The following is a 13,142-nucleotide window of genomic DNA, read 5'->3' on the forward strand; positions in this document are numbered from 1 at the left end:
TTGAATCAATCACTTAAAAATGGTTTTAAAATTTTGCTCTAACTGCGCTACCTTTTGTTGTGTGGGTGGTAAAGGAGTACCCGAAGGTCCTACCCCTGTACTTACCGTAAGTGTCTTTAAGGTTTCACATAATTGTGCCAATGTTTGCCCTAAATTCACCCCACTAACTTCGATGTGCAACTGATCATCTAAAACAAGTTGTAAGTCATCGTTGAGAATTTCAATCTTTTCTACTTCATTGATTTGAATAACAAAAAGATTATTCAAATCACCACTCTGAGAAAAAACAAGCACATCACTCCCTATACGAGGCGTTAGCATTATTTTTTGCTCCTTTTCTGTCTGTGTTGCTTTCAGTCGAACTCCATCCAATTCCAATCCACTCGGAAGCCTTATAGAACAAGTTTCTCCATCTACTTGCATTACTTTAGCTGTCAAGGGCAGATTCCACATATCTCCAACAATTTGTTGAATAAATTGTCTCACATTTTTTGCACTCATCTATCCTAATTTTATTCCTGGTTCAACAGTTCTCACTCCACCTGATTCGCTAAAATTTGTTTTTACACTTGCAACATAATAGCGTCCCCCTCGCTCTGGGTATTCTTGATCAATGATCTCAACTGAATATCCAGGTGATACTGGAGGAATTAACCAAGTGGTAAACGATCCTTTTAGCCGATCTGCCGTCTTCTTCTCCCATATATCCTGAGCTAATTGTTCAATATCCTTATCCTTTACATTTCCAATTTTCAACGAAAACTGCTCTCCACCACTATCACCTACCTTTACTTGTTTTGCTTCTCCCTTTCGATCAGTTGCATCTATTGTTACTTCAACTTTTTGCTCTGCTCCTAGTACGTATTCTAGAGTAGACGTTTCTATATTGTGATGAGCCGAATACTTTACTTGTCCTAGTTTATCACGGTAACCTAAATGGATGTTTAAGATTTTATTCTGGGTATCAAACCAAACATTAGCCCCCAAATTATCTTGGATCTCCTTGAGAATATCATAACCCGTCTTATTATTTAACGTGTACGATTCATATGTAAGATCATAATCGCAATCAATACTGTACGAAGGATCAATTTGGTTACACACCTGAGTCAGTAAATCCTTCAACGTAATATTCTTAAACTGTTTGTTAGCTAAACTCTTGCGAAACAAGAATAACGCATCTTCACATTCAATTACAATGGAGCTATTATTGTATACTACTTTCGTGACATAGCCTCTAAACTCTTCTCGGGGATTATCATCATAACCTAAACATACCACCACTTCTGTTCCTCGTTTAATATCCACATTGACAAGCAAAGGGGAATTAAAACGAAAAAGAGGTAACGTTATACTACAAGTAGCGGCAAGTTTTTCTATGGATTTTTCAATTTCTATCGCATGAACGAGATTCAAATTGTATACTTTGTCTTCCTCAGTTGTAAAACTGACCTGATAACACATTTTAAACATATTATTCCATAAATAATTGCATGGGAACATCTGAGATTGCTTTAATGACATAGGCTTGAACGTTTTCTCCCTTGGTAAAAGGAAAACTAAAATCTTCAATAGCGATATAACTAATCCCCAACAACTCAAAGGGAATCGATTTAACTTTGATCTCTTTTCCTTGCAGTAGAAAGTTTTTTAAACGCTCAAAATCCTCTCGTGGATATGTACTTTCATAAGCCCCTATTTCACTTGTTCCAAATAAAGCACCCGTGATAGTTATTTTGTAATCATCCATACTCCAACGCTCTTTTACCGTACCGAAAGTACTACCAGAGAATTGTTCATTGTATTTGAGCACTGAACGTTTTATGATATTGTTTTTTCCTTCAATACTAATTACAGGCTCATAAGGCAATGTAAATTCCTCACTTCCATCTACTGACAAAGTCAAAGGGAAAAACTGCTGACTTTCTATCGTTTTTTTATTTTCATTTAACGGTTCCGCTAGTGTAGTCTCTTCCTCCGTATCATTTTGTTGCACCAAGGGTGAATTAAGAGGTAGTATGGATTGCCCCGTAAATGATTCAACTTTCTGAAAATAAGGGATTTGTTTAATAATTTTTGATCCTAATAAAGAACTCATAACGATATCATTCATCTTAATTTCCTGTATTTAAAGCAGACCCCAATAAACGAAGTAAGGCATCCGTTACCTCTCCTTCCATATCTTCTACTGATTCTTGAAAACCTGCTTTGTTAATATTGACAACTCCAATTAAATCATTTAGATTTATGGTAATATTGTTCTGTTTTACTCCTCCATTTACGGCTGTGGAAGCAGCATTAGCATTGTTTTGAGTTCCTTGACTGGTGTTAATCGACGTATTTATTTGCTGCGTACCAGGTGTTTCTTTAGTATCCGCAATACCTGGGTTTTCTTTTGTATTAGAAAATCCAAATTTGGACATCAAATCATTCTTAATATCAGTTGGTTTTTTATCATTCACTCGAAATGATCCAGCTGCATCTTTCATAGATTTTGCTGCCATAAAGTAGTTACCATCCCGTTTTATTCTCGTTTCCTGAATTTCATTCTGGCGTTCTTTCATACGGTTTACGATAACTTTCATTTCATCTACAGCTTCTTTATCACCAGACAAGGCTTTAAGTGCCCAAAATGCCAACTTCATTTTATCGATTTTATCTAAAAAGTAATTGGAAAATTGCAACCACACTAGTTTTAATGCATTCACCATTCCATCCCATAAAAATTTGATTGCATCTGTTGTGTGTTGCCAAGCTGCTCCCCAACCATCTACTTTGTAAATTAAATAGCCAATCAAAGCGATTAAAGCAATTACAGCTGCAATAATCCAGGTAAGCGGATTGGCTAACATGGCAGCATTTAATTGCCACCAAGCCAAACTAGATAAATTGGTAACCGTAGTGAGGATTCCCTGATATATAGCAGTAGCAATCATACTTGCTTTCATTATAGTAAGTGCTATAGTTAGAGCTCCTATTATTCCTGCTAAACCAAGTATAATTGGATTTCCTTCTTCTAATTTTGTCATAAGCCATCCCAATCCATTTGCTACAGCATCAAATGCAGCTCCTCCAAATTCTACCAATTTTTCTACAACAGGACCAATAACACCATAGAGTTGAAGTAAGCCTCCGTTTACTTTACGCATAAAGTCTTCCCATTTTCCTCCTAAAGTATCGGCTTGCTTTTCAAGCATATTGTGGAATTGCCCACCTTCTCCAGTTGCATCAAAAAACGATTGCTTCAACATATCAGTAGATATCAACCCTTGATCCATCTCTGCTTTCAATTCATCCATGGTTTTGCCTGTTGATGCAGACATTTGCAACAAGGGATTGAAACCAGCATTAATTAATTGATTTAAGGTGCCATCTAACAATTTTCCCTCATTATTCACTTGGGTAAAAGCTGCTGCTAAACGTCCTAAAGATTCGCCATCCCCCCCTGAAATATCTCCCATGGAACTCAACAATGGAGTGACATCTTTTTGATCGACTCCTTGTCTCAACATTCCTTCCGCTGCACCAGATAATGCTCCTTGATCCATTTTGATTCTGCTGAGATCTTGCATCAATTTTTTAGCTGCCTGCTCTGAATGAAGTAAAACTTCAAAACTGACTGTATTGGAATCATTTTTCATGCCTGTACTGAGTACTTTTTCCAGCAATAGCATTGGGTTATTAAACATCTTTCCAATAGATGATGCATCGAATGTGTTTTTTAACCAAGTACCCAACTTACTTTTTGAAGCCATTTTCTCTAGATTATTCATCTGTTGTTGAAAAACATTCACTTCAATATTGTATAAACTGAGCATCTTAACATCTGTTTGGTTAATGAAACTCTGTTGATTCGTAACGCTTAATTGTTGGGGCTCAACTCGACGTGAATTTGAATACGATGCTGCAAGATCATTTTCCGTTCCTTGCATTCTATTTGCTGCGCCTAAGGTTCCCTCTCCTAATCGCTGCATGCCACTAAATGTATTCGCTCTTACTCCTTCTATATATTCTGATAAATTAGCCATGTCCTCCTTTTGATTCTTCTTTTCTTATCCATTCCAACTCTCTAAATCGATGCGCCCATTCCCATAATTCCATATCATAAGGCTCTAGCTTCAAATAATATCGAATAGCTCCATGTATCTTCCGAATACTACTGATCCATTGATCTAACGCCTTGTAATATTCTTCCTGGGTTAGTTGTTTTCCTTTTCCAGAAGAAGAAGTAGGAGAAGTCATACGGCGCTCAAATAGTGCTTCTCCTAAAGCTTTTCCACCGCAACACGCTCAATCTCAACAACCATCATCATCTGAGAAGCAAAAGCATTGACTTTATATTCATCTTCTCGGATATCTTCATTAAGTGCTAATAAACAAGTATCAAAAAGATGTTTGTTATAAGAAATAAATTTATTCTGTGCCAACATCGTCTGCCCATATTCAATTTCTTTCATTGTTGGTCTACGAACAATCGCATAAACTCCGCTGTCTGACTTTAACTTATGTACAACTTTATGTTGTTGTTTAAACATTTCTACTTGTTCTGGAGTTACTTCTCCAATAAAAACTTTGTTCATTTTACTGTATTTTTTTTAAAGAAAAGCCTCCTCTTTACGGAGGCTTTTCGACTTATTTCTATTCTATTTATACTCCACTTACTACGCGTAAGGCTAAAAATGGCAGCGTAATTTCAGCGCGCTTATCCCCTTGTTTCCACTCTCTCACATCTTCGGTAAAACGAATACCGATAATTCGATCTGTACGCATAGCTTCTCCTTCAGATGGATTACCATAATTGACGATTGCATCCAAATTCAAGGATAATAAACTTTGGTTTACCCCTGCTTTTTGCAACGCTATTACCTCACTTTGTAATAAAGTAATCTCCCCATCGACAGCGATATTTCCACTTTGAATGGAATGTGCATAGCGTCCCTTTCCATAGCTTGCTTCGCGTTCTACTTTTTCTCCATACTTAATTCCTGTAATCCCTACTACTTCACGATTACCTAATACGAGTGAAATATCACCCCATTCATACTCACGGCCTCCTACAACTACCATATTACTTTTGATTTACGGGTACAAAACCCAATTCTACATTGATGAAACGATTATACCCTAATGGGCGAACTTGTACAGCCATTTTTACTTGTCCTGTACTGACAACATTGTGTTTTACATCCACTTTACAAATTACCCCTCTATCATTTGGATTTGCTGCATCTACGCTCAATTCTCCAGCTGTAGTCATCGCATTGTAAATCGCTGATTCTACACTATTTTCAATTGTTTTTGCATAAATTGGACTGATTGAACCATCCGCCATTACATTGCTATTGTCTAACAAGAAATCTAGCATTGCGATATAAACAAGACGGAACGCTTTATCGATGGTTCTTCTTCTTGTGATAGTGCGATAATCATCGGTTTCACTAGTTGCCAACACATCATCAATCATAAAGTATCCTGCTTTTCCTTGGTGAAAACGGAAAGAGTTAAATCCTTTATCGTGTAAGGCTTCTACATCATATTGATCCACAGCTGTATTGCCGATAAAAAGTGTTAATGGCTTTAATGCACCATCTCGCACACGTCCCATATTCACTTGGACGCCAATAGAAGACAATCTTCCCATGACAATACCTGTTGCAGCCCCTTTGCTGTCTTTCTCCGTATCTCCAAGCAACACAGCAATACGGTTGAAGTTTTTCTCTGTTAAGTCTTCTAAGGCTACTTTATCCCCATCAAAGGCATATCCCTCAAGTAAAACAAAGAAAGGAGCATATACACGTTGGGTATAGTTTTCAGCTACTTGTTGTGCTAAAGACATAGCCAATACCACATCTTTATCTAATCCTTTCGCCACTGTAATTTCAACCGTCGCATCTGGATCATAAGCGGTAAATAATCCTCTCAACTTCCCTTGTGCTGCATTCAATAAAGTTTCTGCTAACACAACCCCTTCTTTTTCATCAAACCAATCAGATAGCTTCGTTTTCTTGTCAATTCCCATCAACCATACCTCAGCACCTTCCCCAGCTTCTGCGTAGAATTCTTTTAATGTTTTGTGTAATTTAGCATTGGTTGAATCTGCTACAATCCCTAATGCCGCTACATCGCGCATGGATTTTAACTGATAAGCCTTATTTAATTCGAAGGTATTGGCTACAGCAGTTGCAGAAGCTAATAACCCGAAAACTCCATCGGGAGAGGAAACTACTTGTCCTAAGTTTCCGTTTTGAAATTGAATATTAATTTTTGGTAACATAACTTTTGTTTTTTCTCATTTCTTTCTATTTCCTACCTTTCTTTTTCTTATTGAAATTTTGTAGGACTTCTTTTTTGTTTCAACAGCTTTTTTTAGCGGTTCATTCGCAATCGGACCATATAGCCCCCACTACCTACCGCAATCAACAATAAGAAGATTCGACCTAGCCATAGTTGTGTAGATTGCCACCAGGATAATTCAAGGGGTACAGGTACGGGAATTCTCACTTCTTTTACGGTTTTCTCCTGGATGTATTGCTCCTTCCATTCGAAAAACAGCCGTTGGGCTTCTACATAGCAATCGACAATCAATTTATTTCCCTGAATTTGGACGGTTGGTGGTTGCAACACCTTTTGTTTACTGCGCTTAATATTCGCATCTTTCACAACAATTTTATTGCCTTGTATTGCAAGCTCTGCTACATATTGACTCTGATCTGCTTCAACTTGCCATAGCGTATCCCTTTTCACTTCTTCTACTGTACGCGTAACTTTTTCTGTGGATGTCGGTTGGAGATTGATGGCTCTTTGTTTACTAGAACAGCTGACTATTCCCATAGAAACCATCACAACACCCACCGCAAACAGCATTCGTTTACTCTTTTTCATGGATTTCTCTTACTTTAAAAAGGGCGGATAAACCCTTTGTTAATTGAACTCATTTTTCTTGTCTTTTCTGCCACGATATACCCTTCTCGACTGGCCTCATCATTTGTATTTCCTTCAATGGTTCGGATTGAATCCCCGTTTACCTCTACCACAATTCCTGTATGTCCCATTCCTCTTCCAAAATCCATAATAAATACATCGCCTGGTTGGGGAGTAGTCACGCGAAGCTTTTCGCGTGAGTTCCATTGATCCAAAACGCCTCCTGTTTTTTTGAGGGAATTTGACACACCGTAATCTTGACAAACTTCTTGTACACACCAATAAACGAAAGCCATACACCAAGCATATCCTTCACCAAGGCCTACACTATTTAAATACTTTTTCACCCCCGGCCCTTTGTTGTTCTTCAAGGGCCACTCTTGAACATTCACTTGACTTTTTGCCTGTACGATTAATTGCTTGGATGCTGTCATTCTCGTTTTCCGTTTAACTGTTTATACTTTCTCAATTCTGCTATTAACTCCCTGTTTTGCTTCGCTAAAACTTCGAGTCGCTGCTCTAAATTTTTAATCTCTAGCCTTGCTGTATTTAGTTCATCAATCGCTTCTCGGTGTAAATGAGAGGTATTGTATAATTCAGCCGTTGCTTCCTTCAACTTATTTCCTAAATCATCTACATATTCTCTATAATATTTGAGGGACTTCTCTACGTTTTCCAATTCGGAAGCTTGCACTTCTACCTTCTTCTTCTTTCGAGTGGCCCACCAAGTTGCCATAGAGGAAACCAAACCAACAACTGCTACAATAAATGTCTCATTCATACAGGAACTTTTATTATGGTTGAGATGAATCAGAAAAAATGCATCCATAGCCTCGATTTTCTTTATCATGAATTTGAAAATCTACCCTCTGACACTTAACTCCTTTTTATTGTACTTTTACTTTTTTCAAAGTTCCCGGGCTTAAAAGCACAACTCCGTTTTTACGTCCTACAACTTGAGGTTTATTCAACTAAACGGTCAGGTAGTTTTCTCAATCGGAAGAAGGATATTACCTTACTGATCAAGAGGTTCAGGATGTATTTCCTTATCATCTCGAGAACAAAATTGCGGCATTTTGAGTAGGTATTCAATTTGTTGTTTGGCATCCAAACACAAGTGTCCGATTGCAAAACAATAGTGTTCAATCTCCCTGTAATCCACTCCTATTCAAAGCAAAAAACCAAGCAAAAAAAGAAAGTATGTCCCCTTAGAAAAAGAGACATATAAACGGACTTACTTTCTTTACTCGCTTAAAAAAGACCTAAAAAAAAGAGAAGAATTTCTTTTGTTACTTCCGCTAGTAACAAAAGAAATTCTTCTCTTATCTCTGTTCATATTTCTAGGATCAACAAGTTGATCTTTGCTAAATCTTACAACAAATTCAATTGTTTATATTCCTCTTCTACCCGTACTAATTCCTTATGTACTGCTGTTCCTAGAACCTCGTATAATGTAGTACGAGAAATAGGGTAAACGGGATATATATATTTACGCCATACTACACTCACTGGTATATCAGGCGTCTTATGCTCATTATACAAATCTAATATCAGTTGATATCGACGCAGTTTATTCAACTGACGTCCTAATTGTTGTGACTTCATACAACCAAAATCTTTTCTTGTATAAAACACTTCCTCTAGTATTTTATACCTGTTACACTTTTTTTTAAACTGTACCACTCGACACGCTCCAACATGAATCTTACAGTATTTCCTTCTTCTATTTTTTACTCTTTTATTTTACACAAATCCCCAACTAAGAATAAAAAAACAGATTCGCTTATGCCTATCTATCGCAAACCTCCCTCCTCTTTCTACAATGAAAGGACAAACTGAGTGATACTCTTATCTTTTCAAGGCTTGTATCTTGGCTTCCAGCTCATGATTCACCTGATACAATCGCAATTCATCTTCCGAGCCCATACTCAATAGATATCCTCTTTCTTGGTTAATCAGGATGCGCTCTCCTGCTGTAAAATATCCCGTATTGGCTGTATTTCTTAATGCATTATACAGCTCCATTTCTCTTGTTAAGTTTTGATTCATCTTGTCGTGTTTTTACTTGTTTTTCTATCCTTTGTTTGTCCTGTAAAATAAGAGCATAATCGGGATGAGTGCTATTACACCTCAGCCATTCTTCCAATGCTGCTAACTTCTGTTTAAGTTGTGCTTCTACCATCATAGCTGTAATTGGTTGAACAAATCACCTATTTTTGTTGCGAAATATATCGCAAAAACAACTTCAAGTATCTTATATTTTCGCATAAAATAGAGTCTTGTCTTCCTATCCATACACGAATTCAAACGAAATTCTTCGTTAAAATCCATTGTTACATTGATTTTTTCCATATATTTACTCGTTTTTAGGTTTGATCTTTTAGTACAAGACAAATATGCGACAATTTTAGTAAAAAACAAATATTTACGCGATGAATATAGTAACAACAAAGGAAAGAATACTACAATATATTGAATATAAGAAACTTAGCATAAGTGAATTCTTAAGAAATACCGATATAAAACGCGGTTTTTTAGATGCAGACAAACTTAACGCTGCGGTTTCTGATGTATTTGTAGCGAAAATAATCGCACATTATAGTGATTTAAATTTAGAATGGCTCATCACGGGAGAAGGGCAAATGTTGAAGGATACCAATCATGCTGAGGATTTGGTTGCAGAACCGACCTTGTCCTTCCGAAAAACAACAGATCCCATTAAAGAATTTCAAAAAGTGCCCCTATTTAATTCGATGGCAACCATGGGATTATTGCCAAAGTCTAACGGCGACTTTGACGATGAACGCATCGTCGATTACTTAAGTGTGCCCAATCTTCCTAGTGTAGATGGGGCTCTTTATGCCACAGGAGATTCAATGTATCCCTTATTAAAAGCGGGAGATATTGTAGCTTTTAAGAAAGTAGATGTCGATATCAATAATATTTTCTTTGGAGAAATTTACATCTTATCCATCTATATTGATGATCAATCCACGTACAAAACAATCAAGTTTCTTCAAAAATCAGAAAAAGGAGAGGCTTATGTGCGATTAGTAAGTCAAAACCAACACCACCAAGATAAAGATATTCCGTTAAATAAAATTGCTGCGATGGCGCTTGTACGTGCCTCCATTCGAATTCACAATTAAAATATAGACAACAAAAAAAGGAGTAATAAACCAAGTTTATTACTCCTTTTACTATTTGATTTGGTCTTTTATTGCACCATTGTTTTTAACTCTTGTAAACTTACCGTTTGTTGCTCTCCTGAAGCTAGATTCTTTACAGTATACTTTTGGTGTTGAATTTCTTCACTACCTGCTAATACAGCAAATGGAATGTTTTTCTTATCTGCAAATTGAAATTGTTTTCCCATTTTAGCTTTATCAGGATAGATTTCTGTTTTAATTCCTGCATCTCTCAATTGAGCCACTGCTTTCATTGCATAACTCATCTCTTCTTCTCCTAGATTCAAAAACATCACACGAGAAGCAGCATTTACTGTTGCTGGGAATAAATTCAACTCTTCCATCACCAAGTAAATACGATCCAATCCAAATGAGATTCCAACTCCACTTACATCTTTTAATCCAAAGATTCCCGTTAAGTCATCATATCTTCCACCTCCACCAATAGAACCCATTTGAACCGCAGGTGCTCCGATTTCAAAAATAGCTCCTGTATAGTAATTTAAACCACGAGCTAAAGTCACATCTAAATTCAAAGTAGCTGTAGATAATCCGATTTGAGCAATTTCTTTACCAACAAAAGCCAATTCTTCGACTCCTTTTGTTCCTTGCTCAGATCCAGCTAATAATTGACCTAGTTTTTCAATTTTCTCTTCAAAGCTTCCTGTGAAATTAAACAACGGTTGAACTTTCTCTATAGCCGCAGCCTCGATACCTTTCTCTATCATTTCTTTCTTCACCCCTTCTTCACCAATCTTATCTAACTTATCTAAAGCAACTGTAAAGTCGATCAACTTATCACTCGCTCCAATCACCTCAGCAATACCAGCTAATATCTTTCTGTTATTCAGCTTAATTGTCACTCCATCTATACCCAATGCAGTAAATACACGGTCATACAATAACACTAATTCAACTTCTTGCCAGAGTGATTTTGACCCTACAACATCCGCATCACATTGGTAAAATTCCCTGAATCTTCCTTTTTGTGGACGGTCAGCACGCCAAACGGGCTGCATTTGATAACGCTTAAATGGAAAATCTAACTCATTTTGGTGCATAACCACATAACGTGCAAAAGGCACCGTTAAATCATAACGCAACGCTTTTTCAGAAATTTGATTCGTCAACTTCAAGCTATTTTTATCTGCTAAAAGTGCCTCATCTACTTTACTCAAAAAATCTCCTGAATTCAATATCTTAAAAACCAATCGATCTCCTTCTTCACCATATTTTCCCATCAATGTCTCTAAATTTTCAAAAGAGGGTGTTTCAATAGGATGGAAACCAAAATGCTCAAAATGATGACGGATTGTTTGCATAATGTACTGTCTTCTTGCTACTTCAATCGAAGAAAAATCTCTTGTCCCTTTTGGAATACCTGGTTTCTTTGCCATTTTCAATTAATTTTCAAATTATCTAATGCTACAAAAATAAGTATTTTTAATTAGATATGGGAGAAGAGTAGTGGTTTGTGCTTTGTGAGGTTGTGAAGTCGTAGGTCGTTTTTTTGCTTTTTTGTGAAGTCGTAAGATTTATCGATGAAAGAAGGAACTCTGTTTTAATCGATAATTCACTTCTTTCTCTTTTCCACTTTCTCTTCTCCAATTGCTTTGTGAAATTTGCTCTTTGCTCTTTGCTCTTTGTGAGGTCGTAAGATTTATCGATAAAAGAAGGAACTCTGCTTTAATGGCACTATCTCTTAAAGTGTGTAAGTTCAAAAATAAAGCTTGGGTTAGGTTTTGAATTAAAGTCTAACCCTTTCTTGATATAGGATTAAGAATTGATCAAGTATAATTCCCCAGCTTTTTACTGGCATTGACCATCTTTTAGTTGCTTCTCTTACAGCCAAATATACGGATTTCATCACAGCTTCGTCTGTAGGAAAGGATAATTTATTCTTGGTATACTTCCTTATTTTACCGTTTAAATTCTCAATTAAATTGGTGGTATAGATGATTTTTCTAATCTCTATAGGGAATTCAAAGAATACTGTAAGATCTTCCCAATTGTTTCTCCAACTTTGTATTGCATAGGAATATTTATGTTCCCATTTAACAGCAAAGTCATTAAAAGCAGCTTGCGCAGCTTGTTTATTTGGAGCATTATAAATATGTTTCATATCAGCAGTAAAAGGTCTTTTATCTTTCCAAACAACGTATTTACAAGCATTTCGTATTTGATGTACAACGCATATCTGCGTTTTAGATTCAGGAAAAACAGTGCGAATAGTATCAGTAAAACCGTTTAAATTGTCAGTTGCTGTAATTAAAATATCCTCAGTTCCACGGGCTTTTATATCCGTTAAAACACCCATCCAAAAGGAAGATGACTCATTTTTACCTAACCACAAACCTAAAACTTCTTTACGCCCATCACGTTTTAATCCTACTGCGATATAAATAGTTTTATTAATCACTTTTGAATCTTCTCGAACTTTAAATACAATTCCATCCATCCAAACAATTAAATAAACTGGTTCTAATGGGCGATTTTGCCAAGCGATAATATCTGCAGTAACAGCATCGGTTATACGAGATATTGTGGATTTAGAGACATCGAAATTATATACTTCTCGTATTTGTTCTTCGATATCAGAAACAGACATCCCTTTGGCGTAAAGGGAAACAATAACGTTTTCCAAGCCCTCCACCATGCTTTTTCGTTTGGGGATAATCATAGGGTTAAAACTAGCATCACGATCCCTAGGAACCTTTATTTCTTCTTCTCCGTAACTCGTTTTTATCTTTTTGGTAGAGTAACCATTACGCGTATTTTCTTCCTTTCGTAAATCATGCTTATCGTAATCTAGATGAGCATCTAACTCGCCTTCTAACATTTTTTCAATTCCTCGCTTTTGTAAGTCTTTTAGGAAGTTTTGAAGTTCATCTCCAGTTTTAAACTGTTTGAAAAACTCATCCGGAAATAGGTCTTTTGTTTCCATAACTATTTAAATATTAAATATATAAAAAAATTCTGCGCGGTTTTAACCCAAGCAGAATTTTATACTTACACAGTTTTTGGTACAGTGTC

The 13,142-nt window shown here is 36.5% G+C and carries 17 protein-coding genes; 1 reads left to right on the forward strand and 16 read right to left on the reverse strand.

The genetic code is table 11. From position 1 onward, the window contains the following. Positions 1-9: 9 nt before the first annotated feature. The 14 genes from AWV75_RS15690 to AWV75_RS18900 form a co-directional block, all read right to left on the reverse strand. Positions 10-501 carry a hypothetical protein gene (locus AWV75_RS15690; protein WP_060875261.1) on the reverse strand — a complete coding sequence of 164 codons (492 nt, stop codon included), beginning with the start codon at positions 499-501 and terminating at the stop codon, positions 10-12. Continuing rightward, entirely contained in the window at positions 502-1,524 is a 1,023-nt protein-coding gene (locus AWV75_RS15695) for an XkdQ/YqbQ family protein (protein ID WP_231738175.1), read from the reverse strand. After that, positions 1,475-2,113 carry a DUF6046 domain-containing protein gene (locus AWV75_RS15700; RefSeq protein ID WP_060875262.1) on the reverse strand — a complete coding sequence of 213 codons (639 nt, stop codon included), beginning with the start codon at positions 2,111-2,113 and terminating at the stop codon, positions 1,475-1,477. Before AWV75_RS15700 ends, AWV75_RS15695 begins: the two co-directional genes overlap by 50 nt. A gap of 1 nt (position 2,114) precedes the next feature. Continuing rightward, a complete protein-coding gene (locus AWV75_RS15705) occupies positions 2,115-4,028 on the reverse strand; it encodes a tape measure protein (protein ID WP_060875263.1) in 1,914 nt (637 codons plus the stop codon). After that, the gene (locus tag AWV75_RS15710) at positions 4,021-4,242 is read right to left on the reverse strand and encodes a hypothetical protein (protein WP_060875264.1); all 222 of its coding nucleotides are present in this window, start codon (positions 4,240-4,242) and stop codon (positions 4,021-4,023) included. Before AWV75_RS15710 ends, AWV75_RS15705 begins: the two co-directional genes overlap by 8 nt. Before the next feature lie 23 nt (positions 4,243-4,265). Then, positions 4,266-4,580: a hypothetical protein gene (locus AWV75_RS15715; RefSeq protein ID WP_060875265.1), complete on the reverse strand. Its 315-nt coding sequence runs from the start codon at positions 4,578-4,580 to the stop codon at positions 4,266-4,268. Between the two features lie 67 nt (positions 4,581-4,647). Then, entirely contained in the window at positions 4,648-5,067 is a 420-nt protein-coding gene (locus tag AWV75_RS15720) for a hypothetical protein (RefSeq protein WP_002990550.1), read from the reverse strand. A gap of 1 nt (position 5,068) precedes the next feature. Beyond that, on the reverse strand, positions 5,069-6,274 hold the full coding sequence (locus tag AWV75_RS15725) for a DUF2586 family protein (RefSeq protein ID WP_060875266.1): 1,206 nt from the start codon (positions 6,272-6,274) through the stop codon (positions 5,069-5,071). 92 nt (positions 6,275-6,366) lie between these two features. Next, the gene (locus tag AWV75_RS15730) at positions 6,367-6,882 is read right to left on the reverse strand and encodes a hypothetical protein (RefSeq protein ID WP_060875267.1); all 516 of its coding nucleotides are present in this window, start codon (positions 6,880-6,882) and stop codon (positions 6,367-6,369) included. A gap of 14 nt (positions 6,883-6,896) precedes the next feature. Then, the gene (locus tag AWV75_RS15735; protein WP_060875268.1) at positions 6,897-7,355 is read right to left on the reverse strand and encodes a CHAP domain-containing protein; all 459 of its coding nucleotides are present in this window, start codon (positions 7,353-7,355) and stop codon (positions 6,897-6,899) included. Next, positions 7,352-7,702 (reverse strand): hypothetical protein, encoded by a 351-nt coding sequence (locus AWV75_RS15740; RefSeq protein ID WP_060875277.1) that lies wholly within the window; start codon positions 7,700-7,702, stop codon positions 7,352-7,354. Before AWV75_RS15740 ends, AWV75_RS15735 begins: the two co-directional genes overlap by 4 nt. Positions 7,703-8,292: 590 nt before the next feature. Beyond that, complete coding sequence (locus AWV75_RS15745) at positions 8,293-8,526, reverse strand: hypothetical protein (RefSeq protein ID WP_060875269.1); 234 nt, start codon at positions 8,524-8,526, stop codon at positions 8,293-8,295. Between the two features lie 243 nt (positions 8,527-8,769). Then, a complete protein-coding gene (locus tag AWV75_RS15750; protein ID WP_060875270.1) occupies positions 8,770-8,970 on the reverse strand; it encodes a hypothetical protein in 201 nt (66 codons plus the stop codon). After that, the gene (locus tag AWV75_RS18900) at positions 8,933-9,106 is read right to left on the reverse strand and encodes a hypothetical protein (protein ID WP_197429595.1); all 174 of its coding nucleotides are present in this window, start codon (positions 9,104-9,106) and stop codon (positions 8,933-8,935) included. The genes AWV75_RS15750 and AWV75_RS18900 overlap by 38 nt, the downstream gene beginning before the upstream one ends. 247 nt (positions 9,107-9,353) lie before the next feature. Here AWV75_RS18900 and AWV75_RS15755 point away from each other — a divergent pair, with 247 nt between their 5' ends. Beyond that, positions 9,354-10,070, forward strand: a complete 717-nt coding sequence (locus AWV75_RS15755) for a S24 family peptidase (protein ID WP_060875271.1) — start codon at positions 9,354-9,356, stop codon at positions 10,068-10,070. A 68-nt stretch (positions 10,071-10,138) separates the two neighbouring features. Here the strand turns inward: AWV75_RS15755 and hisS are convergent, their stop codons facing one another. Beyond that, a complete protein-coding gene (gene hisS / locus AWV75_RS15760) occupies positions 10,139-11,506 on the reverse strand; it encodes a histidine--tRNA ligase (RefSeq protein ID WP_060875272.1) in 1,368 nt (455 codons plus the stop codon). A gap of 350 nt (positions 11,507-11,856) precedes the next feature. Further along, a complete protein-coding gene (locus tag AWV75_RS15765; protein ID WP_060874578.1) occupies positions 11,857-13,053 on the reverse strand; it encodes an IS256 family transposase in 1,197 nt (398 codons plus the stop codon). Between the last annotated feature and the right edge of the window lie 89 nt (positions 13,054-13,142).

The organism is Myroides odoratus (assembly GCF_001549985.1).
Lineage (GTDB): Bacteria > Bacteroidota > Bacteroidia > Flavobacteriales > Flavobacteriaceae > Flavobacterium > Flavobacterium odoratum_A.